Annotated in this window: 21 protein-coding genes and 2 pseudogenes; 12 read left to right on the top strand and 11 right to left on the bottom strand. The window is 45.8% G+C overall.

Translation table 11 applies throughout. From position 1 onward, the window contains the following. The first annotated feature begins 50 nt into the window (after positions 1-50). A complete protein-coding gene (locus NZ043_RS30225; RefSeq protein WP_339309974.1) occupies positions 51-293 on the top strand; it encodes a hypothetical protein in 243 nt (80 codons plus the stop codon). A gap of 193 nt (positions 294-486) precedes the next feature. On the opposite strand, the pseudogene NZ043_RS30220 reads toward NZ043_RS30225, so the two are convergent. Continuing rightward, positions 487-1,004 (bottom strand): annotated as a pseudogene (locus tag NZ043_RS30220) (GNAT family protein). Positions 1,005-1,691: 687 nt separating this feature from the next. Between NZ043_RS30220 and NZ043_RS30215 the strand changes: the two are divergent. Beyond that, the gene (locus tag NZ043_RS30215) at positions 1,692-2,528 is read left to right on the top strand and encodes a hypothetical protein (RefSeq protein ID WP_091028726.1); all 837 of its coding nucleotides are present in this window, start codon (positions 1,692-1,694) and stop codon (positions 2,526-2,528) included. Between the two features lie 262 nt (positions 2,529-2,790). Continuing rightward, on the top strand, positions 2,791-3,072 hold the full coding sequence (locus NZ043_RS30210) for a DUF6809 family protein (protein WP_091028729.1): 282 nt from the start codon (positions 2,791-2,793) through the stop codon (positions 3,070-3,072). A 141-nt stretch (positions 3,073-3,213) separates the two neighbouring features. Here the strand turns inward: NZ043_RS30210 and NZ043_RS30205 are convergent, their stop codons facing one another. Beyond that, positions 3,214-4,590 (bottom strand): right-handed parallel beta-helix repeat-containing protein, encoded by a 1,377-nt coding sequence (locus NZ043_RS30205; protein WP_339309973.1) that lies wholly within the window; start codon positions 4,588-4,590, stop codon positions 3,214-3,216. A 655-nt stretch (positions 4,591-5,245) separates the two neighbouring features. Further along, positions 5,246-6,736, bottom strand: a pseudogene (locus tag NZ043_RS30200) (catalase); the annotation flags it as partial. A gap of 205 nt (positions 6,737-6,941) precedes the next feature. Here NZ043_RS30200 and NZ043_RS30195 point away from each other — a divergent pair. Continuing rightward, the gene (locus tag NZ043_RS30195; RefSeq protein WP_240768058.1) at positions 6,942-8,906 is read left to right on the top strand and encodes an ATP-dependent DNA helicase; all 1,965 of its coding nucleotides are present in this window, start codon (positions 6,942-6,944) and stop codon (positions 8,904-8,906) included. A gap of 490 nt (positions 8,907-9,396) precedes the next feature. On the opposite strand, the gene cysK is transcribed toward NZ043_RS30195, so the two are convergent. From cysK to NZ043_RS30175, 4 genes are all read right to left on the bottom strand, one after another. Next, positions 9,397-10,353: a cysteine synthase A gene (cysK, locus tag NZ043_RS30190; RefSeq protein ID WP_339309972.1), complete on the bottom strand. Its 957-nt coding sequence runs from the start codon at positions 10,351-10,353 to the stop codon at positions 9,397-9,399. A gap of 162 nt (positions 10,354-10,515) precedes the next feature. Next, positions 10,516-10,899, bottom strand: coding sequence for a hypothetical protein (locus NZ043_RS30185; RefSeq protein ID WP_289389750.1), 384 nt, complete (start codon positions 10,897-10,899; stop codon positions 10,516-10,518). Between the two features lie 459 nt (positions 10,900-11,358). Continuing rightward, positions 11,359-11,592, bottom strand: coding sequence for a hypothetical protein (locus NZ043_RS30180; RefSeq protein ID WP_017687536.1), 234 nt, complete (start codon positions 11,590-11,592; stop codon positions 11,359-11,361). After that, positions 11,589-12,626: a nucleotide-binding protein gene (locus NZ043_RS30175; RefSeq protein WP_051447360.1), complete on the bottom strand. Its 1,038-nt coding sequence runs from the start codon at positions 12,624-12,626 to the stop codon at positions 11,589-11,591. The genes NZ043_RS30180 and NZ043_RS30175 overlap by 4 nt, the downstream gene beginning before the upstream one ends. 949 nt (positions 12,627-13,575) lie before the next feature. Between NZ043_RS30175 and NZ043_RS30170 the strand changes: the two genes are divergently transcribed. Further along, on the top strand, positions 13,576-14,310 hold the full coding sequence (locus NZ043_RS30170) for a YitT family protein (RefSeq protein ID WP_036614465.1): 735 nt from the start codon (positions 13,576-13,578) through the stop codon (positions 14,308-14,310). Positions 14,311-14,434: 124 nt separating this feature from the next. On the opposite strand, the gene NZ043_RS30165 is transcribed toward NZ043_RS30170, so the two are convergent. Next, complete coding sequence (locus NZ043_RS30165; protein WP_249913446.1) at positions 14,435-14,905, bottom strand: DUF2188 domain-containing protein; 471 nt, start codon at positions 14,903-14,905, stop codon at positions 14,435-14,437. Positions 14,906-15,334: 429 nt separating this feature from the next. On the opposite strand from NZ043_RS30165, the gene NZ043_RS30160 reads away from it, so the two are divergent. From NZ043_RS30160 to NZ043_RS30150, 3 genes are all read left to right on the top strand, one after another. Next, complete coding sequence (locus tag NZ043_RS30160) at positions 15,335-16,135, top strand: lipid II flippase Amj family protein (protein ID WP_249913447.1); 801 nt, start codon at positions 15,335-15,337, stop codon at positions 16,133-16,135. Between the two features lie 137 nt (positions 16,136-16,272). Beyond that, complete coding sequence (locus tag NZ043_RS30155; protein ID WP_339309971.1) at positions 16,273-16,881, top strand: TetR family transcriptional regulator C-terminal domain-containing protein; 609 nt, start codon at positions 16,273-16,275, stop codon at positions 16,879-16,881. A gap of 82 nt (positions 16,882-16,963) precedes the next feature. Then, positions 16,964-18,199: an MFS transporter gene (locus tag NZ043_RS30150; RefSeq protein WP_249913449.1), complete on the top strand. Its 1,236-nt coding sequence runs from the start codon at positions 16,964-16,966 to the stop codon at positions 18,197-18,199. 105 nt (positions 18,200-18,304) lie between these two features. On the opposite strand, the gene msrA is transcribed toward NZ043_RS30150, so the two are convergent. Together msrA and NZ043_RS30140 are read right to left on the bottom strand one after the other, a co-directional pair. Beyond that, a complete protein-coding gene (msrA, locus tag NZ043_RS30145; protein ID WP_091028748.1) occupies positions 18,305-19,267 on the bottom strand; it encodes a peptide-methionine (S)-S-oxide reductase MsrA in 963 nt (320 codons plus the stop codon). Between the two features lie 180 nt (positions 19,268-19,447). Then, positions 19,448-20,158 carry a VTT domain-containing protein gene (locus NZ043_RS30140; protein ID WP_339309970.1) on the bottom strand — a complete coding sequence of 237 codons (711 nt, stop codon included), beginning with the start codon at positions 20,156-20,158 and terminating at the stop codon, positions 19,448-19,450. Between the two features lie 100 nt (positions 20,159-20,258). Here NZ043_RS30140 and NZ043_RS30135 point away from each other — a divergent pair, with 100 nt between their 5' ends. Both NZ043_RS30135 and NZ043_RS30130 read left to right on the top strand, forming a co-directional pair. Next, a complete protein-coding gene (locus NZ043_RS30135; RefSeq protein WP_091028752.1) occupies positions 20,259-21,197 on the top strand; it encodes a Gfo/Idh/MocA family oxidoreductase in 939 nt (312 codons plus the stop codon). A 32-nt stretch (positions 21,198-21,229) separates the two neighbouring features. Then, on the top strand, positions 21,230-21,544 hold the full coding sequence (locus NZ043_RS30130) for a hypothetical protein (RefSeq protein ID WP_091028755.1): 315 nt from the start codon (positions 21,230-21,232) through the stop codon (positions 21,542-21,544). Between the two features lie 25 nt (positions 21,545-21,569). On the opposite strand, the gene NZ043_RS30125 is transcribed toward NZ043_RS30130, so the two are convergent. Further along, positions 21,570-22,388 carry an AraC family transcriptional regulator gene (locus NZ043_RS30125; protein WP_133385436.1) on the bottom strand — a complete coding sequence of 273 codons (819 nt, stop codon included), beginning with the start codon at positions 22,386-22,388 and terminating at the stop codon, positions 21,570-21,572. Between the two features lie 190 nt (positions 22,389-22,578). Between NZ043_RS30125 and NZ043_RS30120 the strand changes: the two genes are divergently transcribed. Both NZ043_RS30120 and NZ043_RS30115 read left to right on the top strand, forming a co-directional pair. Then, entirely contained in the window at positions 22,579-23,691 is a 1,113-nt protein-coding gene (locus tag NZ043_RS30120) for a Gfo/Idh/MocA family oxidoreductase (RefSeq protein ID WP_091028759.1), read from the top strand. Between the two features lie 201 nt (positions 23,692-23,892). Next, entirely contained in the window at positions 23,893-24,861 is a 969-nt protein-coding gene (locus tag NZ043_RS30115; RefSeq protein WP_091028762.1) for a sugar phosphate isomerase/epimerase, read from the top strand. The last annotated feature ends 23 nt before the right edge of the window (positions 24,862-24,884 follow it).

The raw sequence follows: 24,884 nt of genomic DNA, 5'->3' as shown, positions 1-24,884 counted from the left end.
TCTGCGTTTTTTAAGAAATGACTTGGACACAACTGATTGGAGATACGAACATGATTAAATATAGGTATACCATTGAATATAAAGAAGATTTCAACGAAGTTATCGTGGACTTAGGCATTGATTCTTCGTTAAAGAATGGTTATCTGATTAGTAATTCTTTGGGATCGGATATATTTGGAGACTTCGCCACAATCCAGGAAGAGATCGGAAACTTAATCGAATTACTGAAAGGGGAAATAACGTTATACGAAGGTGGAGGGAATGTGAACTTAAATTACATTACATATACCTAGTTTGTTTCACTAAATGCGCGTAAGAACCAATTCATCTGCAATACTCAATGAGTTTCCCAAAGGAATAACATCAAGAGCGCGAAATTCAAAATATAAGGAATCTTAAAAGACAAAAAAAGCCTAACCCCTCAGTATCTTGAACGAGGAATTTGGCTTATGATCTTCAGCTTAAACAGCTGCATCTGATTGGTGATTAAAATGATGGTTTATTCGTCCATTTATAAGTAATGAATTTTAACATTTGGCCATTCATTTCAAATTGATTATCACTAGTTTCTGTATGCTCGAATCCGTTTTGCTCTAAAACTTTTTGAGATGCTATATTGTTGGTGGTTGTTTTTGCCTTAACTTCTTTTATATCTAAATCAACTAACGTATTAAGTAATAATTTTAATGCTTTTTTAGCAACACCTTTTCCAGTGTGGATTTGTCCCACTCTGTAGCCGAGAAATCCTATTTTATCGGAATCAATATCAACTAAATTTATTCTTCCAAGAATAGAGTTATTTTCGTCTTTTATTAGATAAAAAAGGAGAGTCCTTTGACTTGTTCATCAAGTAGAGATTCATTCCTTACTTTAAAAACCTCAGGTATGTAATAATCATCTCCTCGAGACGGTACCATTTCCTCGAAAAAAGTTCTGTTTTCAATTTCGAATTCATACAAGTTTTCAATATCTGTGACTTTTAACTTCTCAATTATTATATTCATGATTATTTTCCTCCAATCAACTTTAATGGAATATATTGATAATCTGCTTCTATAAACTATAATTTGTACTATGATAGTTTGTTCTAGTTCCTTATTTTGGTTATTTTGAATGAATATTGAATTTTTTGCGATTAAGTTTTTGTACATCAAGTACAACATCCTGTTCCGTTATTCAACATTATAGGAGATTAATGGATATTCAAATCCCTAGTAAATTTGAGCAATCTTTGGATGAACATTATGGAAACCTAGGCTCGAAGATGTGGGCGTATATTATGGGGCTTTTTGAACACTTGAGCAATTATATGAACAATGGATCTGCAGTACTATAATTACCTAATGTTGATAAGTTGACTTCTCAATTGACCGCAAGGAAATGGTCAATGACCAGTAAGGGGAAGATATTACTTTAAAAGTAAGAAAGACATGGGTGAGAATCGTTTGAATAAAAAAGTGACCTATTTTTGACCTGATTATGGCCACATGATGGCCTTTCGTTGGACTTTTCACGTGATATATTTGTATTGTGGAAATCGGGCGAGAATGAAACGTACAGCTGCAATAGCGGCATATGACTGGGGCGTTCCGCATCTCGCTTTTTCTTATTTTCTTTGAATAGGAGATTAACATCGTATAATATGTTAAGAATGGGTTAATAAAAAGAATACGAAAGTTAGGTGTTACTTTTTGAAGAAGTTGTTATTTGTAACAGACCTTTACTATCCAGCTAAAGGCAGAAACTATTATGAAGAAGACCTGTATCTCACTTCCAAACTTAGAGAAGAGTTCGACTTGATTATTTGCCATCCGGAGGATATCGAGAGCTTCGAGGATGTTGTCGATTTAATTGTCTTTCGAAATGCAGGTCCTGTTGCCAATTTTAAAGAAAAGTATCAAGCTTTTCGTAAGAGAATAGTAGACAAGCAACTAAATACTTACAATTCATTTAATGGCAAAGCAGATATGAATGGAAAAGAGTATTTGTTGGAATTAACAAATGTGAATTTCCCGGTTATACCCACTATAGATTCCGTTGAAAATGTTAAATTTCTACCCGAGGTAGAATACTTCATTGTCAAACCAAAAGATGGCGCTGATTCCATTGGCATGAAGAAAATTTCTAAAGAAGAACTAACTAATGAAATTGATAATGAGCAGCATAGTATTCTGGTGCAACCGTTTATCCCTTTTGAATACGAGGTATCCTTTTACTTCATTGACAAGGACTATCAGTACGCATTGTATGCACCGGATAAGGATAAACGTTGGGAATTGAAAGAATATACACCTACTGAACAAGATTTATCTTTTGCACAAAAGTTTATTGATTGGAATAACATTGACTACGGTATTCAACGTGTGGATGCATGTCGCACACTATCAGGAGAACTGCTATTAGTTGAACTGGAGGACTTGAATCCTTATCTGTCTCTGTTGGAAATTTCTTCTGAAACTCGCGCCGAGTTTATTCAAAACATGAAGGAATCCTTAATAAAAGCCCTTAGTATCAATCCTTTGGGATAAATGTATATCATTCAAATGATAGTAGCGAAATGATCATAAACATGTCGACTAAAGCCCCCTCGTGGTGCTTTTTCTTTTGCCTTCATATGACAGAATGTGAGCCATTTGTGAGCGTTGACTACAGCAAGATAAGCTTCCTTTGGTGTTTGAGGTATGAGTTTAACTTTAACTTCGACTCAATAAAAAAACACTAGCGGTTTTCCCGCTAAATCCGCATTTCATCTCTTCCCTTGAGTTACAATCTTCCTGAGGTGACCTTACCATGAAGGATAATATGTCAAACCTGATCGAAGATTTGTTTCACGGGAACCTGCGGTTGGACGAGTCGATTCATCCTGAGCAGGCTGAGTATCAAGAGATCAATCGTCAAATATCGGACATGATGCAGAACTACAAAACAAATCTCACAGATACAGAATACGATGCTTTGGAACAACTGATCGACTTGATCGGACAGTCCACGTCGATGTATGTGGAAGCGGCATTCGAGCAAGGTTTTCGTACAGGCGGCAGACTGATGATTGAGGTTTTAGCCAAAACATAAGTATTTATCTATCTACCTCATAAGCCAGCTGACAATACAAAGCAATTCAAGAATCCCCTCCTCCATTACCACCGATTAGGCTGGCATTGGGGGGAGGGGAATTGCTTTTAAATTATTCTTTTATCTTATTTACTCACATACCTACCGTGCCCCAATATTCTTACCCGCTGGCGTACCCGAACCAATCAAATCACTGCCACCCGCAAGCTTCAGGAAATTACCCAAGACAGGTGTTCCGTCGGCGCTACGTGTTACCGAAGGCACGAGGGAGACAAAGTCGGCTGCGCTGACGAGCAGGCCTTTGGCGTTCTCGCTTTTTTTGTTCTTCCACCAGACGTTGGTGCTGCTGACGTCGGTTCCGCTTGTTTTGTCACTGGCGCCGCCTTGGAAGGACAGGTTGTTGGTGAAGATGTGGGTGCCTAGATCAAAGGCAAAGTTGCTTTGCCCATTATTCCAGGAGGTGTTATTTTTCACCTGGATCGAACCGGGATTACTGTTGTAGGTGAAGCCGTGCTTTTTATTGTTAAACGCAATGTTGTTCTCAACGATATGATTCACCGCAATCTTCTCGCCACCGAGCTTGAAGCCGTTGCCATCGCTGTTGGAGGTGGAAGTGCCGTCTGATGTTGCACCGTTCGCGTAGGCGATGCTGTTGCGGATCGTAACCGCGCCGATGGCGCCTGTATCCGTTTTGCTATACAGATCCCAGCCATCGTCCACGTTATAGGCGGCAATGCAGCCGTCGAATACGTTCCCTGGACCGACCGTTAGTTTCGCGGCAAAACCGTCGGCATCCTCGCCGTCATCCGGGTCATAGTTGTTGTGGGAGTAGGAACGAATGACTTCATTATATGCAGGCCATTCACTCTTGGCAGCCGTGGAAGCATAACGTCCCATTTGAATACCCGTATCCCGGTTGTGATGAGCTTCGATCTGCTCCAGGCGGTTGTAGCTGCCCCCGATGAAGATGCCGTTATCGCCGGCACCCTTCACCTCAAGCCCTTTGACGAACCAGTAGTCTCCGAACATTTGCAGTCCACGATTGGTGGAAGCGAAGGTTTGGGCTGAGAAATCAAAGACTGGTTTTTCCGATCCATACGCCACCAGGTTTTTACGTTGACTCGATGTGCCGCTGTTGCCACGTTCAATGGTAATGGTCTGGGAGAAGTTATAGGTACCGCCGCGTAGATAGATCGTTTTGCCCGGTGCGACCTGGGTTAATGCGTTAGCCAGTGACGTTGGACTGTTGATCGTACCCGGATTGCTGGCTGAGCCGTTAGGGGAGACATAGAGATCACCTGCAGCAAGTGCGATATTCGAAGTCGCCACCGATTCGGAGGGGGGTTGTAAGCTGCTCTCGATCAGCTCTTCAGCACCAGCCGATCCACCACCAATCAATAATAGAGGGAACGCGGCGCTCAGACAGATCTGGGCCATTTTCGATTTGAGGGAGCGTTCCTTCAGAGAACGTGCAGATCGTGCAGATACATGAGTGGATGTGGATGGGAATAATTTCATTACGTAAGCCTCCTTGGTTAATTGGGAATAGAATGAAGAGCATGTGGTATCCGTGTACCAGACCGTTACCTATGAGAGAGGTCATGCCGGCTGGTTAGATGTAATCTCTAGGACACAACTTTATGGTAAATGTTGTAATCGTTATCATCAATAATCATCTGATCAGATGGAGGTACATGCAGGCAGGTCAGGCCTGCAAGCTTCCAATGCCTGTAATATCACGTGAATTATGTAATCTTTCCATTGTGTGATAGCTCTCATTTAACGAAGAATCATCTGAAATGAACGTAGAGAAGTACGCTTTTCAATCCTAAGAGTACCAGTTTTACTTATGATCCACTCCTATGAACTTCATTCAATCTAAAATACATAGCTGCATGCATCCTGAAGTGGAGATTACACTCCAGCTAGTCATGAAAAAGCCCTGATAGCAGCTGCAACTGGCAACTTGACGATCAGGGCTATGTTTAATTCAGAACGTAATCTGCTTACTCAACATACTCGAATGTACTAACAGTGTCAGACTTATCAGTCTAAACGCTGTCCAGCTATTTTAATATCCGTCCGTCTCACGACTGCGTTTCTCTGCTTGCTCGACACTGGGTTCATGTTTCGGTTGGACTGTGGCACTATCATCGGTTGGTACAGAGGCCAACCCTTCAGAGACGCGCCGACCGTAATCCGCATCCGCTTGGGTGAAGTAAGAGATCATGCGATCCCGGATATCCGGTTTGCATTGTGCCAACGCGCCGACCATGTTGCTGATCAGCTCATCTCGCTCCCAATCCTCGAACGCCCGGTACGTATCACCCGCTTGTCCAAAGTCATTGGTGCGCTCAATCTTCTCGCGGACAAGTCGGCCCTCCACCAGTGGTTCATGCTCCTTGCCACGAGGGGGTGCTTCCTTTAAGCCACCAAGCGAAGAAGGTTCGTAGTTCACATGCGGATTCTGACCCGGTGCACGATCCACCTGATACTGCATCTGCCCGCCGCTCTGATTCGTTGCAACCCGGTTCTTCGGTGCATTTACAGGCAATTGCAGATAGTTCGCACCCACCCGGTGACGCTGGGTATCCGAATAGGAGAAGGTGCGCCCTTGCAACAGTTTGTCATCTGAGAAATCCAGCCCGTCTACCAATACACCTGTGCCAAACGCTGCTTGCTCCACTTCATTGAAATAATCCTCGGGATTACGATTCAACGTCATTTTTCCCACAGGTAGAAAAGGGAACTGATCTTGCGGCCATAGCTTGGTTGGGTCCAGCGGGTCGAAGTCCAACTCTGGATGCTCGCCGTCCTCCATTACTTGAACGCACAGCTCCCATTCGGGATACTCCCCTTGTTCAATGGCGTGATAAAGATCCAACGTCGCATGGTTGAAATTCTGTCCCTGAATCTCGCTTGCGTCTTTTTGCAGCAGGTTGCGTATCCCTTGATTGAGCGGTTCCCAGTGGTATTTGATGAGTACGCCCTTGCCTTCCTGATTGACCCATTTGTATGTATTAACACCCGACCCTTGCATCTGCCGATAATTCGCTGGAATGCCCCATGGAGAGAAGAGGAACGTGACCATATGGGTAGCTTCAGGACTTAGCGAGACAAAATCGAAAAACCGCTCCATATCCTGTGCATTGGTCAGAGGATCTGGCTTGAAGGCATGTACCATATCCGGGAATTTGAGTGGGTCGCGAATGAAAAAGATTTTCAGATTGTTACCCACCAGATCCCAGTTGCCGTCTTCGGTATAGAATTTTACAGCAAACCCGCGCGGGTCCCGCAGGGTCTCCGGTGAATGTCCACCATGTATAACGGTAGAGAAGCGAACGAACACGGGCGTTTGTTTGCCTTTCTCCTGAAACAGACGTGCACGTGTGTACTTCGATACCGGTTCATCTCCGGCCGTTCCATACGCTTCAAATACGCCATGAGCGCCAGCGCCGCGGGCATGGACCACACGTTCAGGAATACGTTCACGGTCGAAGTGAGTAATCTTTTCGAGAAAATGATAGTTCTCCAGCGTAGTCGGTCCCCGACTGCCAACGGTTCGTACATTCTGATTGTCCGTAATGGGATGACCTTGTCGATCCGTTAATGTCTCAGGGTCTTTGTCTGAGGAATGCTCTGATTGTGAAGACTGATGATTCATGGAGTGGAGCACCGCCTTTCCTTAAAGTGGATTCCTGTATATATTTTCCCTGAAAAATGGTTCTACACATTGAACCTCGCAAATAATCTCGTAAAAAAAGCTTGTCACCCGCTTCATCGCGTGAGATAATTAACTTTTGCCCTGCGGCCTTTTTTGAACGGAAAATGAAAGAGGACCGCGTCTAAGAATGGAGGCTGACCTAGGATTGTCTACACAACGTTATCCTTTTGCATATGATCCGGCTGAACCTTTTGTATCCCGTCTCGGGGAATGGGTTGCCGATGTTTTTTACGATATTTTGCCAGAGTCCGGCTTCGAGGTACGGGATGAACAGATTTTTATGGCGTACCAGCTCGAACGGGCCTATGGAGATAAAAAGACCATTATGGCGGAGGCCGGTGTCGGAACAGGCAAGACGTTAGTCTATCTGCTCTACGCGGTCTGTTACGCACGTTATACAGGCAAACCGGCGGTGATCGCTTGTGCCGATGAGTCCTTGATTGAACAGCTTGTGAAGCCCGGTGGAGATATTGCCAAGCTGGCTGCACATCTGGACTTGGAAGTGGACGCACGTCTGGGTAAGTCACCGGACCAATACGTCTGTCTGAACAAATTAAGTGCGATGCGATTTGCGGATGAGGATGCGCCTGTTATTGAAGAAGTGCATGAGAGTCTGCCGGATTTTGTGAACACGCCGGGTACACTTCAGGCCTTCCATCCGTATGGTGACCGGAAACAGTATCCACATCTGAATGATCGTCAGTGGAACAAAATTAATTGGGACCCGTTCCAGGATTGTTTTGTTTGTCCAAAACGTCAACGTTGCGGCCTGACGCTGTCGCGTGACCATTACCGTCGTTCCAAAGACATCATCATCTGCTCCCATGATTACTACATGGAGCATGTGTGGACCTATGATGCGCGCAAACGCGAGGGCCAACTGCCCCTGCTGCCTGATCACAGCTCAGTTGTATTTGATGAAGGACATTTGCTGGAAGAAGCAGCCCTGAACGCACTGAGCTACAAACTGAAACACCGTATTTTCGAGGAACTCGTAACCCGTCTATTGGAAGGCGAGATTCGTGAATCCCTCGCGGAGCGTGTGGATGAAGCGATTGAGAGCAGTGAGCGACTGTTTGCATTGCTGGATACGTATACGGTGGCGATTCCGGGATCGGAACGGAAAGAAGTTCGGGTAGAGCCGCCACTGCTGCGTGAGATTGAACGTCTGACGAGTGTGCTGGATGCGATCGGTGAAGAACTGGTATTTGAGAGTGGATTGTTCTCGCTGGATGGTTATCAGATGCGTGTCGTGGAAGAACATCTGGACATGATTCAGTCTGCACTTGCTTTGTTCCGTAAGGAAGATGGTTACATCTGTTGGGCGGAAGAGAGCGAGGATGAGACGACCTTATCAATCATGCCGCGCACCGTGAAGGAAATGCTGAACGAGCGTGTGTTCAACACAGGTATTCCAATCGTGTTCTCCTCCGCAACATTATCTGTGGACAGTTCATTCCGTTATGTGGCGGACAGCCTGGGCATTGATGATTTTGTATCATTCTCGGTGGCTTCTCCGTATGATTATGCGGACAAAATGAAGATGAAAATTACCGATGAAGCTGTACCGGGTCACCCGGAGAACGAAAATCGCTTGCGTGATGCGGTGTCGTTACTTCAGGAGAGTGGAGGACGTGCGCTGATTCTTTTCCGTACGATGGAAGAACTACGCGCGTTCAAGCAGGACATCGTTCATGTACCTGAAGCAGAAGGTTTGCGCTTTATGTATGAGGGCGACCGGGAGATCAGTGATCTGATCGCGGCGTTCCAGCAGGATGAGGAGAGTGTACTGTGCTCCGTTAATCTGTGGGAAGGACTGGACGTTCCAGGTCCGTCATTATCCAATGTCATGATCTGGTCGCTTCCGTATCCACCACAGGACCCTGTCTTCAATGCAAAACGCAGTGCGTCTGCAGCACCATACGAAGAGATCGATCTTCCGTATATGCTCTTGCGTGTGAAGCAAGGTCTCGGACGTCTGATTCGGACAAGCACAGATTCCGGTTCTGCGGTCATTCTCGATGAATCGCTGTATACCAAAAAGGAAGCCAAAGACCGCATTGCGGCCCTGCTTCCTGAAGGTGTGGAATGGACAACCCTGACACACTAACCAGCTTACGTTAAATGTTCTTGCTTTATTTTTGATGATAAAGTTCCTTGCCAAAATAAGTTCTTGTTCTCTGCGGATTCAACATCCGTATGGGAGCAAGAGCTTATTTTTTTATTTTGATGGTTCCTTCAATGTACTTATCTTCCCTTTTTTCGAGGGATTTTCCCTCGCTTCTCGCTACCAATCGCTCCAACATTCTAACGAACCTACCGCACCTTATTAGGGTGATAATTAAGCGATGTGAATTCTAACGAATCTCAGTAACGTTATCCCGTCGAAAATAGCTTTTAAGCCTGTAAATCGACCGAATTTGGAGAAATAACGTCGCTGTGATTCGTTACACGTCAGACCTGCGCAAATAGGAGCGAATAGCGTGTGTCAGGTTCATTAGAACCAATGACCATGAGCGATAATAAAGAAGGGCCTCTGTTATGCTCATGACTTATGGGACATGGAAGCCCCTTTTTGATGTGCATAGATTTTTGCTGTGTTAAAAAATATCCATGCTCAAATACCGTTCCCCGGTATCCGGCGCAATGCAGAGCACTCGGTGCCCCGGCCCTAGTTCCTTCGCGATGCGAAGGGAGGCCCACACCGAAGCCCCAGAAGAAGGGCCGAGCAACAGCCCTTCCCGGGCAGCAAGCTGCCGCATCGTATCCAGTGCGTCCTCATCGGACACCTGGATGATGGCATCCCACACGTCGGTATTCAGGATGTCCGGAATGAACCCCGGACTTGTACCGACGAGCTTGTGTGGTCCGGGCTCGCCACCGGACAACACTGGAGACCCTTTGGGCTCCACCGCATAGATGCGGATATCGGGTAACTGCTTGCGCAGTTCTTCCCCGGTTCCGGTAATGGTTCCGCCAGTTCCCGCCGTAGCGATGAAGGCATCCAGCTTGCCTTCCATCTGTTGCATAATCTCGGGAGCCGTCGTGATCCGGTGAATGTCCGGGTTCGCCTGATTCTCGAATTGCTGCGGAATGAAACTGCCCGGAATGTCTGCCTGGAGTTCTTTCGCTTTGCGAATCGCACCAGGCATCCGTTCCGCGGCAGGGGTGAGCACCACATCTGCGCCGTAGGCTTTTAGGATATTGATGCGTTCCTTGGACATATTGTCCGGCATGATCAGAATAGCTTTATATCCCTTGGCGGCGGCATTCATCGCAAGACCTATGCCCGTATTGCCACTGGTTGGTTCGATAATGGTTGCGCCGGGTAGCAAGTGACCCGCAAGTTCAGCCTGAACGATCAGATTGTATGCGGCACGGTCTTTGACGCTGCCACTCGGGTTAAAGTATTCCAGTTTCACGTATACGTCAGCGGAGTCGCTGCCTGTGAGTCGGTTCAGTTTAACGGCAGGTGTCTGGCCGATCAGTTCTGTTACATCTGCTGCAATGCCTGTATGTGCGGGTGTTTGTTTAATCGAATGGGTATTCAAATCCATGAAGTACAGCTCCTTGATTGATAAGACATTGAGAGTATATCCGGTTGAAATCAAATCATGCCTTATTGGAATGGTTGGATATCTCTTCTCCATCTTAATGAACGTAACCTTCCGTGGTCAACTTGTTTTGCTGGGGAGGGGTTCAATATTGTCAAAGTTGTATCAAGTCTGCGCCAAGTCCATCTGCAGATGCCGACTGAGTTCTTTTTTGACTTCATTGCGTGCGAATGTCCACAGCATATAGAACCGTTGCCAATACCCCCTGCACATATACAGAGTTTCGATACCCTCGGCTTCCCGTTTCTCTTCAAGTACTTTGACACCACGGGTTCTCATCTGTTTACGAAGGACCAACATCTCCTTGAGCACATTGTTCTGAATGCGGGTCAGCGACAGAATGTAGACTTCAGGCATCTTCAGCATCAGCGTATCCAGTGTACGAATATCTCGTTCAAGTACATCCAGCAAAAGCGTGCGCACAACCAGACCTTTGATCAGACGGTGGTCTTCATCCGCAGGGGATGGGGCGGAAGTTGAGGATGTCATATGTTCACTTCCTTAACCTTTAATTGGAATTTTATATTTACAGAACATGTGTTCCTATATTATAATCAATATATGTAATGGAGATACACAATACAACCGAGAAATATTGGAAGCACACATTACCGCATTTTCCTAAAGGTACAGATAATGAATGAAGCTAGGGATTTAGGGACAAGCCTGCTCCAAAATAAGGTATAATTTATGGGTTTTGCAGGAAACCTAAGGCCATAAACCAAAAAGCAATGCAGTCTGCTACAGAAGTGATTACAAGCAATGAATTACTGCAATGAATTGCAATCATGATTCAAGGATGCCTTACCTTAACACGATGGCACCGGGTCAACGAGTAGAAGCAGTTTTATTTTAGCGAAAATGAGCAACAAAAAAGCCCCTGCCTTGGGCGGCGGGGCCTATGGAATACTGCCGATTCAGCGGCAGGTTTGATGATGTGTTCAGGAATTAAGCAAGATATTGAGGCTTTTCGTAGAACGCCTCTTTTTCAAGGATGACCTTATAAGGTCTTTCCTTGCCCTTCAGGGAGGGCCCAATGGTAGTTAGCGGTACGGCCGGCTTGTGGAAACGATCTTCTTCCTTGGGTTCCGGAACCGGTCGTGATGATTCGGGCGCAGAACTGAGGCGTACCTTTTTTTCGCTGCCCCAGCGCTTGCTTATTTTTTTCGTTTCCGGTTTCATTCCGGTTCGCCTCCTAACAAATCGTTGATGGCGTTGAACAGTTGACGATTCTGTAGGTCAATCTGCTGAAATACCGCCTCATCCGCTTCAATATGTCCAATAATGTGAACGGTGATTACATACCTCTTGGCTACAGGATAGCATAGCAGATACTCTTTCTCAAGGTAATCATCATACAGGTTAATCTTGATTTTATTCTCCCGGTAAGAATCAATAACCAGGATGCGCTTGGGATCATCCGGTTGTTTGTCGTCATTAGCGGACAAGTCATACTTTCTCCCCGGTTCTCCAACATTACCACATAATTGCTCAATATAACCACTGTCATCTGTACGGTATATGGCTGTGCCACGTACAGCGAATGGAGGATGAGAGACAAAGGCAGTACGCAGGGCATCGCTCATTCGTTCCAGCATCTTGGCATCTGCTTTGCGGGTACGCAGCAATTCCCTAAAGAACCGCAGCAACTTAAGCAGTTGTAACCTTGCTTCTCCCTCAGTGCGTTTATGCTTCTCAATGATGTTCTCCAATTCTGGATCACTCCAGCGTCCTTGTTCCTCAATACTGTCTGCGATTTTGGAACATGCCACGGACACGGCTGGTGCCCACTTTCCATCAGAACGGATTTCATATACGAGTGGATTTAATCCCAGAAGATCTGTGGGCATACGCAATCCTTCGACCTTGGTTGTGTCCTTGATGTCTGTAATATCCTCAGGAAGAATGAAAAAAATACGTTTTCGTCCCAGACGACCCATAAACAGACCCATTTCCAGCATTGTATTATCCCGGACCGACGCGTAGTACTTCCCGCGAATTTTGGATATATCATCCGGATGAAAAATAAAAATGGCAAAGTCAGTCGTACGGACCTCTACTTCCAGATCGTCCATGGTATAGCTGCTTGGATTAAAAACCCCGGAATACCAAGGGGTAACTTCGGCTGAAAAACGTAAGTTTTCGTGTACTGCGGCTGCAATCGGCTTCGCTTCCAGCGAGCAGCCAATAAAGACTCTTGGCTTTAACGTTTTCATCAATCCGCCTCGCTTAAACGGTAGTGGGATTCAATTGTTATATTATACCATAAAAAGCAGAGTAAGTCTGGAAACGTCTGAACTGGACAAAGAATAAGCCGATTACGTTTGCTATAGTGTATGTATGAAAGGAAAATGATTCCTTTAAAAAGCGCAAGAAAATAAAAAAAGGCCCCAATTTGTCACAGTTGGGTGACCGACAGTTATTTTTGGAAGCTTTGGTCATAGAATAAAGGAGCAGGTTGCACCATTAGCAAGCATTGCTTATCCTGGTGTTGCCGTATGACTGCTGGAGCAGTCCAAAGGCTGCTTTATGCCTGTTTTTGAGGGGTCCGCTGTTTAGACCCGGTCAAGTTGGTGTTATATAATAGAAGAACAAGCAAGTTAGCTTTGGTGTTTAAACTGAATGAACTTGCAACTGCTGTAAGTTGGGCTTACAATTTACACAGGAACGAAGAGTGCAGAGCCCATCTGTAGAAGCGAAGCGTTCGCCTGAAAGCTTTTTGAAAGAAAGCAGCTTCGGAAGCATAGGCTATCACCGGATTTTCCCCAGAGGGAAAATGGAATTCCAAAAATCCGGGGATAACAGCGATCGAAAGAGGGTACTGTAATCCAAGTGTAAGTGTACAATTAAATGTTCAAGCTTATGCATTGTAGTTATTTTTCAGTTTAACTGAGCACAGCTAACCACAACAGAACAGAAAGGATCAGGATACCATGAGTTCCCGAAGGACAATCTCCCCAAGGACGATCTGGAAACGTTACGATCTCTCATACACATAGCGCCCCTTGTAGAGTACACCAACCGGTTCAAAAAAACGGCTGACTCTGCGAAAGAGGGGATTGGAATGAATATTCGAAGGACGTACACGATGATTTCTTCCAGGCTTACCTTTTGCAGGGTACGGTCGGTCTAAAAAACCAACCTACAAACTGCGAGGGAACCTGAATGAAGAGAACATCGTTAACCTTACAACACGTTAAAACAGAGGCGATCAAATTCGCCATTATGCTGCTCGGTACATTTATTTTAGCTTTTGCTTATTATCACATTAACTTTCAGAATCATTTATCGGAGGGCGGATTTGTTGGTCTGGCCCTGCTCGGAAAATACGCAACAGGCTTATCACCTGCTATCGGTATGTTGTTACTGGACATTCCGGTCATGATCCTGGCTTGGTTCCTCAAAGGCTGGAAATTCATGATTCAGGCATTGCTTGGCGTCGGTGCATTTTCCCTATTCTATGACGGCTTTGAACGATACTCCACACTGGTATTGTCGTTTAACGGAAATCTGTGGATTCCGGCAGTTCTATCCGGTATATTGACAGGGGTAGGCGCTGGGATCGTGCTTCGATTCGGTGGAGCGACAGGCGGAGACGATATTCTTGCCGTACTGGTTAGCCGCTGGAAGGGATGGAAGCTGGGAACAGTTTTCTTTGTCAGCGATGCTTTTGTATTGGGATTGTCGCTTTTCTTTCTTCCGGTAAAAGAAACTTTATATACGATTCTGGCCGTATGGATTGCCAGTAAAGTCATCACGTACGTCGTTAGTGTTCCGGCTCGCGGAACCGTGGTTACAACTTCGGCTGTGAAATTGCCGATGCCATCGGCTGCAGCCAAGGCAGTTAACGCTGCTGCTATTTCACAACGGACTACGGTGGCTAGAGGGGTATCCAATTAACCATACGTTTCAGAACAACCATAACCTGTATGCATCATATTCAGGTCTTGATAGTTAACGTTCTATAAAATCCCTTTTGGCTGCTCTTCAGCAGCAAAAGGGATTTTATTGTTTTCCGATTCATTCAGGGCTTGATCGATGAGGCGATCTGACCATCCTGATTATGGATAATCGCTCGAATATTTTGTTTGCTACTCAGTTCTTTGGCCTTATCTACAGCTTCTGCCTTAGTATCAAATGTGGACAGATAGGTAGACTTTCCTTCTTCCTTGATCGCCCAACCGGAGTCGGTAGGTACTACATGGATGTTATCATGACTTTTGGACGAAGAAACGGGCTCCGAATGACGACGATCCGTGGAATGTGACTTTTTGTGGTCCGAATTATCGGAAGAAGATGTGGAGTCCGATCTCGAACCTTTCGGCACGGGATGATTTTCATCCCATTCTTCCGCCTTCGCTGTCGCTATTGCAATCGAACGCCCTTCCTCATACCCGTCATCGAGCAGAGCATTGGCAATCTCAATTGCTTTGTGTCTGACACGTGGTTCCAGGTTCTTCATGGATACCGGATAATCCTGTTTGTTCCAAGGCATATGAACCCCTCCTGTACAATGATGGATTAGTTGTATATTACCCTGTGAGGGGAGGGATAAACGATAAACAGCCGAGGTCGTAAGTGCATTTACCGATGATCTATATAAATTGAAATAAACATTTACACAAAACGGAGAGGACAGAAAGAACCTGAAGAAGAGGAGCTAAGAGATTTCTGTGGAAAGCTACTTCGTAAGCATAAACTCGCTTTTATCCCCTGATTTACCCCTTTCTAAAAGAAATCAGAAAATCTGGGGATAACAGCGATCGGAAGGTTGTTCTGTCATCGGAGTGTCCAGTGTAAACATTCTTTATTTCAACTTATATAAAAGGACCTCGTTCCTATACTTTTGCAAGCCAGAGGAGTATAATGCTGTCCATGTAAGAAATAAGTTCAACAAAAGGAAGATAAAGGAGTACATACACATATGTTTAGTCTTAGCCTGGCAATCCCTATGCTGTTCACCATGCTGATTCATGCCGCAGACAGCTTGTCATACGCGCTCCGCCTTGGTGGTTTACGCACTCGCAGAATCGCGCTAGCCATTTCTTTGGCAGGTATCTTGCTGTTGGTTTCTCGAACCTCGAATATGGCCCAGGGTCCAATGGTAGGTAATCTAGTGGATACTGCAACACGTGGAGCCAATCCACACTTTGCGGCGCAGCTGCACTGGTTAATGGGTGCGGCGACGATAGGAACAGCATTAGCCATATTGTGTTTCCCAACCATGGTGAAGCTCTCATCGAGAATGGTTGTGCATTTTGAAGCAGCCGGTTCCATCCCTGCGATGGTTCGCGGTATGCTGAAGCGAAGCAAGATTAGAAATGCAACGTATTACATCACCCCGCCATCCTGGAAGATGGCCAAACGATTGGTACAACATGGGATGCCAAGAAGGTTAATGCTGCTGAATGTAGCGGTAACCGCAATCTATACCACAGGTGTCCTGTCCAGCTTGTACGCAGCGTATCTTTACCCAGGGCAGGCTGTAGCTGCATCCCAATCAACCGGGCTAATTAACGGAATAGCGACTATTTTGCTAACCATCCTGATTGATCCGCGGATTTCCCTGCTCAGTGACAAATCATTACGTGGTGAGATCCGTTTGGATCGCATGAATCAGATTTATGGCTGCATGCTCGTGTCCCGTCTATTCGGTACACTGTTGGCACAGTTGTTATTGATTCCATTTGCGTATTGGATTGGTTGGATTGTAAGTATGATGTGACGACTTCTTTCCTGAATTGTAGCCAGGCACTCTCTTGTACATCTTCTGAAGTAGCGAATGAGAGGGTGCCTGTGCACTTTGAATTGACGGGGGGATTTTAGCTGTGATACTATTAGACCGAATAGTCGGTTTAATTTATGGAGGTTTTTCCAATCGAAGTCAAACGAAGAAAAGATGTTACCCAGATAAAGAAAGACATTGCACGTAATACCAAGGAACTGTTTGCCCAAAAGGGATATAGTGCAACTTCCATGGAAGACATATGTACGATTAACAATCGGAGTAAAGGCAGCATCTATTATCATTTCAAAAGCAAAGAAGAGTTATTCATGTATCTGATCAAGCTTAACAATGAAGATTGGATGGATGCTTGGCTGGACAAAGAATCCGGGTATAAGACTGCCATAGACAAACTGTACGGACTTGCTGACCATTACGTGGATGATTTGGCTAACCCGCTGAATCATGCCATTAACGAGTTTGTCTCGGGTCAGGTCGTCAGCCAGGAGATGCTTGATGAGATGCTTTCCCTGATCCGTATTCCGTATGCGACATATGAGTCCATTATTACTAAAGGCATGGAGGATGGGGAATTAAAACAGGATGACCCACAGGATGTAATGCATATTATCTACGGTCTGTTTAGCGGATTGACCACACTCTATTACGAGAAGGACCTGACGGATATTCGTCGTATTTACCACAAAGGCATAACCGGTCTGCTGGCAGGCATTCAACAACGTTAACCATGAAAAGCTGATGTAACAGTCAGTTTTTCTTTTTAAATATTAATAAACCGGACAGTCGGTTTAAAAGAGGAGATGGAGAATGAACACATTGTTCAGGAATAAAGCTTTTTTAATCGTGACAGGGTCTGATCTGCTGCAAAATCTGGCGATATGGATCCGAAATATGGCGATCCTCTATTATGTGATGGATCGAACTCAGGGAAGTCCAATAGCCGTCTCGCTGATTACCGTACTTGAATATGCCCCGATTTTTGTTTTCTCCATTATAGGCGGTGCACTTGCTGATCGCTGGAATCCCAAACGTACGATGATACTGGGGGATATTCTGAGTGCGTTGTCTATTGTCATGATTATTGGCGTTTTATCTTCCGGGTATTGGCAGATTCTATACGTAGCCACGTTTGTATCGTCTATCGTTAGCCAGTTTTCTCAACCATCTTCTCTAAAGATTGTGAGGCGAAATGTAAAGGGAGAACATTTGCAGTCTGCAATTGCTATTACACAGAGTGGTCAATCGTTGTTTTTAATTCTCGGACCAATCGTCGGAACCTTTATCTACACTGCAATGGGAATTCAGGCATCCATGTACGCATTACTCATTCTATTCCTCATCTCTGCGCTTCTACTCACATTTCTGCCTAAAGACGCCACTCAGCGGGAAACAAATACCTCATTACTAGCGGATATCAAAGAGGGCTGGCAATATGTTGCTCGATCTCGCTCGTTGAAAATGCTTAGTCTGGTATTCATCTGTATAGGGCTTTCTGCAGGTCTCATCAGCCCACTTGGAATATTTCTGATCACCGAACGTCTGGGACTTGAAGCAACGTCGTTACAGTTTTTGTCAGGTGCATCTGGAATAGGTTTATTGATTGGAGGAGGTATTGCGGCTGCTGTAAGTGGCAAGTTGAATCAGACTTTAACTCTAATCGTAGGTGTGCTGTGTCTGGCTGTAGCCACGATGGGGGAAGTGTTATCCAGTTGGTTCTGGCTGACTCTTGTCATCAGCTTTTTGAGTTCAATCAGTTTGGCATTTATCAACGTTATCATCTCTACGTATTTGGTCACCCGGATAGATGAGCACTTGATCGGGAGGGTGAATGGCACCATCACACCTCTATTCATAGGAAGCATGCTTCTTGGATCTTCCATGGCAGGTGTACTGATGAACAGCACATCCATTTATATCGTCTACGCAATTTCGGTTACCGTGATGATGCTGGGTATTGTTCCAGCGATGCGAATTCAATTTCACAATCATCAGACGGCTTCTGCCAGCCAATTGAATTCGGAAATCTCTTCGAGCCAAACCTAATCCATGCATTCTCGTGTAACAATAGTTCGTCTATTAAAAACAAAAATGTACAACAAAAAAAGCAGCGGGATCATCCCACTGCTCTTTTTGTATCTGTATTATAACTTATTGAAAAAGGACGGCGTACTCACCGTATCCTTCTTTTTGCAAGTCTTCTTTGGGTACAAAACGAAGTGCCGCAGAGTTGATGCAATAACGCATTCCACCTGCTTCGGCAGGACCATCGTTGAAGAGGTGACCCAGATGGGAATCACCCTCACGACTTCTCACTTCGGTACGAATCATGAAATGGCTGAGATCGGTTTTTTCCTTCACGTTGTGGTCACGTAATGGACGTGTGAAGCTCGGCCAGCCGCAGCCGGAATCGTATTTGTCGGTAGAACTGAACAATGGCTCGCCAGATACGATGTCCACATAGATACCATCACCGTGGTGATCCCAGAATTCGTTATGGAATGCAGGCTCGGTCGCGCTGTTCTGCGTAACTTCATATTGAAGCGGCGTCAAACGCTCTTTTAGCCCGTCTTTATCCACGTTACCGGACCAGTTGCGTTCGATAAAGTCTACGCGTCCAGAACCTTTGCTGTAGCGTTTATAGTGCGCAGGGTTCTTCCGGTGATAATTTTGGTGATGTTCTTCCGCTTCATAGAACGGTTTCGCTGGCAAGATCGGAGTGAAGATTGGTTTGTCAAAACGTCCACTTTGTCCCAGCTCCGCTTTGGAAGCTTCCGCAATCTGGCGCTGTTCTTCGCTGTGATAGAAGATGGCCGTCTGATAGGAAGATCCACGGTCATGGAATTGTCCGCCTGTATCCGTAGGATCAATCTGCTGCCAGAACAGTTCAACCAGTTTCTTATAAGGGAAGATGGCAGGGTCGAACGTAATTTGTACAGCCTCTACATGTCCTGTTGTCTCCGAGCAGACCTCTTCATATGTTGGATTCTCGGTATGTCCTCCTGTATAACCCGATACGATCTTATGAATACCGGGCAGTTCTTCAAAGGGGGATACCATACACCAGAAGCATCCGCCTGCAAAAGTTGCTAACTCACTTGAATGTTGTTCCATGCTATAGTCACTCCATTTCTGATGAAGATTTAGCGCTCGTGTTCGAGCTCCAGCAATCTACCGTTTTATTAAACTTGTTACACAAGCATTAGGCTTGCTCTTCTATTATATCCTGAATTGGCAAGCCAACCAAGCCGGAATGAAAACAAGCTGAATCTGAACGGTTTGCGAATTCTGAATTCAGGCTTTGTTGCGTGACCGAAAGCGAAATAAGAGCAATACAATGGCCATGAACACCAGATATCCGGCAAGGATCGCCAGGCTCAGCCAGATTGAGGTTTCAGCTTGTGCACCTGCATAGGCAAATACAAAAATCGCTGGCATTTTCCCAATGGCCGTGGCAACCATGAAGACCCAGAATGGCGTGTACGTTATACCTGCGTAGATATTAACGGCCATCTGAGGCACGATCGGTAACAGTCGCATCGACATGACGCCCATGAACGGATGTGCTTCCATCCATGTGGTAAAACGGTTCAGACCCCGAATGCGTTCGAGGTACGATCTCGCCTGATGTCTGAAAATGGTTCTTGCTCCGCCATAAACGAGCATGGCTGCAAGTGTGGTGCCAAGCCAGCATATCCAGGCTGCCGTGGTAGTACCGTAACTGTAACCAAAGGCGATAATAACAAACTTATAAGGAATCACTGGCACAAGAGCAAACAATGTTGCCATGGCGAGTAACAGCGGGATGGACTGATGAAGATCGGTCCAGGCCAGCAGTTCATATCTGTAAATAAACGTGACTCCTGCAAGTAAAACATATAACAGAAGCCATAACCATTTTCGCAAAATCCCAAACGCTCCTTTCAGATCAGGCAGGTCTAGTCGTATCCCGATCTGTACTGCTGTTCCTCCTAAGTTTACCACGTTCGCCCATTGTCTGAACAATTCGAGCGAAGTCTGCTGCAATCACTGGCAAGTTGCTGTCCGAAGGGTTACACTATAGGACGTGGAAATATAGAACCGAACTGAAGGTGGAATGATCATCATGGAAACAACCCAACGTAAACGAGTTGCAATTATCGGCCTGGGCGATATTGCACGTAAAGTATATTTGCCGCTGTTAACAGCTCATCCGAACGTGGAGATTGTAGGCATTATGAACCGATCTCCGGAGCCGGTCAAAGCCGTTCAGGAGGCGTATCGATTAGAACGGGGAACAACGGATCTGAAAGAACTGTTGTCCTGGGATCTGGATGCCGTGTTTGTACATACAGCAACGGAAGCACACTTTGACATTGTCATGCAATGTCTGGAACAGGGATTAGCCGTGTACGTAGACAAGCCGTTATCCTATACGATTCGCGAGTCGGAAGAGATGACTGCTTTTGCCGAGGCACAAGGGCTGCTACTGGCAGTGGGCTTCAACCGCAGATTCGCACCGATGTACCAAAAAGCGAAAGAATGGATGCAGGGTGGAGAAGGCTTCGAGTCCCTGACAGTGACCAAACATCGTACAGGCATTCAGGATCGCCCTGCGGCAGAAACCATCTATGATGATCTCATCCATATGCTGGATCTGATGTTGTGGTACTCGGATCATAATGTGGAGTTGCTTCATCAATGGATTCGGAAGAATGATCTGGACAGACTGCTGCATGCAACTGGAACGGCCAAGCTGGGCAGAACAGCCTACGGTCGATTCGATATGGTGCGTGAAGCTGGGGCAGATCTGGAGAAGATCGAATTGCATGGTGGTGGACGATCTGTTGAAGTGGTGAACATGGACACGATCAGCTGCATGGAACAGGGGAGTCTGGAAACCAAAGAAACGTTCGGGAGCTGGGACACCGTGTTAGCACGCAGAGGTTTTAGCGGAGCAGTTGACAATTTCCTGGCTTGTCTGGACTCACCTGATGATTGCCTGATCAGTGCAAGTCACGTCATGGACAGTCATGAACTGGCTGAACAATTGATTCGCAAATAATTGCAGAATACACATACGGAGGAATACAAGTCATGGATGAATATGAAAAGGAACGTAATAAACAGATCGAGGAAGCCGTTATTGAAACTTATAAACAGGAAGAAGAGATGATGATCCTCGTATTTGCCCAGTGGTGTGTCAATAATGGTTTGGACCCGGAAGAGATGTACCGGCAAGCCTACCCGAATCAGCAGAGCAACGAGCGTTTGCAGCAGGTGCAGAAGCTGATTGTATCCAAGGAGGAAGCCGGTGAGATCCCGGATGATACGGTACTTGGCGTGTTGTCCATGTTTGGCAATGAAGATCTGGCGATGGTTGTATCCGAGGCCATAGCCGCGCGCAAATAAGTTCAACTTACGTATACTGGTATGATTACATCTGTTCCCGGTGAATGACGCGGAATTCCTTCGGGGACATGCCGAACCGGGAACGGAATACCCGATGGAAATAGGTATAGTTGTTAAAGCCGGAAGACTCAGACACTTGCTCCAGAGTCATTGGACTGAAAATAATCCGTTCCCTCGCCATGTTCAGCCTTACGTCAAGCGTGTATTGCATGATGCTTTTGCCAAACGCTTCTTTGAAGAGATGAACACCCCGTGAGACACTGATACCAATATGTGTTGCCACATCATCGAGCTTGAATAAAGAGGAAGCGTTTTCTTCAATATAATTCTTGATCTCATAAGCCACGTAATTGGTATTGGTTATCGTTGGATGCTCCGCGAGCAGACGATCCACTTCGAGACATAAAATTCGCATATAATAACTTGAAATTTCCGGATAAGGATTGGAGATGCGGCGCTGCTCCAGTACGAGCTGTCGAAACAGGACCAAGAGGCTTTCCGTCAGTTCGACTTTAATTCGGGTCGGCCGTTTGTGACGTTTCCACCACTCATCCACCCAGGAACCATTGAAGAAGATGTGATAGTCGCCACTCTCCACCAGTCGTTCTCCCATCGGATTGGTTTCATTGTCTATTCTCAGCTCATAAGGCTCGTCAGGATCAAAAAGAAGCAGATCGCCCGCATCCACCAGGGACATGTCTCCGTCTATGCGTGCGCGGCAACGTCCGTCTGTTTGCAGTCTTAACAGGTAGTTCTTCACCCCTTCAGGCTGCACCATAGCGTAGGGTTTACGATGAAATGAAAAGCCTGCTGTAAGAACTTGGCAGGAAGAATCTGTCGGCATGGGCATACTCCTTGCAATTTGAAAATTATGACCAGATAGTTCATGTTTCAATCATATTATTCATTTTAATTCAAGCTGAAACGGAATACCATAGTATTAGATTTAAGGAACAGGAAACATCCAACAAAACATATGTATCTCAACCATTCAAACGCAGATTTTCACCATGCGTAAGGAGATGAACGTCACAGTGGAGAAAATGAAAGCAGGCATCATCGGGTGTGGTAACATCAGCGCCATCTACTTGGAAAATCTCAAAAACAACCCGGTTATTGAAGTCGTGGCTGTTGCGGATTTGATTCGTGAACGCGCTCAGGAACGGGCAGATGAATTTAATATCGCAAACGTTTACAATGTAGATGAGTTGCTGCAAAATAACGAAATTGAACTTGTGTTGAACCTTACGGTTCCTGGAAGTCACGCCATGACCGATCTGGCTGCACTCGAAGCAGGCAAACATGTGTATGCCGAGAAGCCGCTGGCAATTTCTCTTGAGGATGGTCGCAAGGTTGTTGAGCTGGCTGAGGAAAAGGGATTGTATGTTGGTTCTGCACCGGACACCTTCCTTGGTTCAGGCATACAGACAGCTCGTAAGGCCATTGAAGATGGGCTGATTGGCAAGCCGGTTGCAGCGACTTCATTTTTCATGGGTGGAGGACCAGAAGCTTGGCATCCTAATCCGGAGTTCTTTTATGTTGCAGGTGGCGGACCGATGTTTGATATGGGACCTTACTATCTGACCGCTCTGATTACGTTGCTTGGACCGATACGCAGAATCAGCGCCTCGGCAGGCATACAGATTGCAGATCGCAAGATTGGCTCCGGACCGAAGGAAGGTACAGCGCTTCAAGTAGAGACGCCTACCCACTTGGCAGGAACGATTGATTTCGCAGAAGGTGCCATTGCAACCATGATTACCAGTTTCGATATTCGGGGAGCTTCGGATCTGCCACGTATTGAAATCTATGGTACAGAAGGTACGCTTAGTGTACCGGACCCCAATTATTTTAATGGGGAAGTGAAGGTGCGCAGATACGGTCAAGACACTTGGGAGACGGTCAAACCAGTCTTCGAAAGTGGACAAAACGAACGAGGCATCGGCGTAACGGAAATGGTTGAATCCATTCGTGCCGGACGGGAACACAAGGCCAGTGGCAAGCTTGCTTATCACGTACTGGAAGCCATGCATTCATTCCAGCGTTCTTCACTTGAAGGCAAGCACGTACATCTGGAGAGCAGCTATGATTCTTTTGCAGTAACTCGTACAGTTCAAACTGAGATTGAAACCGTGGAATCCCACTAGTCTGAGTAAAAAGTGTTCGAAGCTTGATGCTCTTGCGAGTGAAGCAGAATAACCAGTATTCTTACGTTCAATTTCAGGATAGAAACACTCTCGATTTTCCACACTAATCAAACAGGCATGTGATCTGAACGGTAATTGTATACAGTTCAATATTCATGAATTCAGCAATCATACGATATCTAATCCAGGGAGGAATCGCACTTGAAACTCGGCGTATTTTTGGTACTATTCGGAGGACGTAAATTGGAGGATGCTCTTGATTATGTAGCATCCAAGGGATTAAAAGCAGTAGAGATCGGAACAGGCGGACATCCAGGCAATGCACATTGTAAGCCAGATGAGTTGTTAAGCAATCCTACAGCATTGAAAAACTTCAAAAATGCAGTGGAATCACGTGGTTTGACGATCAGCGCACTCAGCTGTCACGGTAACCCGCTACATCCGCAAAAGGATATTGCCAAAGGATTCCACGATGATTTTGTTAAAACGGTAGAACTGGCTGAGAAGCTGGAAGTACCTGTAGTGAATACATTCTCCGGTTGTCCGGGAGATCATGAGGATGCCAAATATCCGAACTGGCCTGTTGCACCATGGCCAAATGACTTCCAAGAAATCCTGAAGTGGCAGTGGGAGAACAAAGTTATCCCTTACTGGACAGAGTGGGGTAAATTTGCAGCAGATCGTAACGTAAAAGTTGGATTGGAGCTGCACGGTGGATTCTCCGTTCATACTCCAGCAACGTTGCTGAGACTGCGTGAAGCAGCAGGTGAAGTGATTGGAGCCAATCTGGACCCAAGTCACATGTGGTGGCAAGGTATTGATCCGGTTCAGGCAATTCACATCTTGGGACGTGAAGGAGCCATCCATCACTTCCATGCAAAAGATACAACGATTGATCCGGTAAACGTGAACAAACACGGTGTAACGGATATGCAGGACTATACCAATATGCTGGATCGGGCTTGGCAGTTCCGCTCGGTTGGTTATGGACATGATAACAAGACTTGGGCAGATATTATAAGTGCCTTGCGTCTGGTCGGATATGATTATGTAGTAAGTATTGAGCACGAAGACGGTCTGATGTCGGTTGAAGAAGGATTCTCTAAAGCCGTGCAAAATCTCCAGCAAGTATTGATTGAAGAACCGCTGGGCGATATGTGGTGGGTTTAGAGCTACACTAGGGGGAAATTGAA

It is taken from the genome of Paenibacillus sp. FSL k6-2145 (genome assembly GCF_037976585.1).
Lineage (GTDB): Bacteria > Bacillota > Bacilli > Paenibacillales > Paenibacillaceae > Paenibacillus.
The sequence above is the reverse complement of the archived record's forward strand: the minus strand, read 5'-3'. Positions and strand labels throughout refer to the sequence as shown.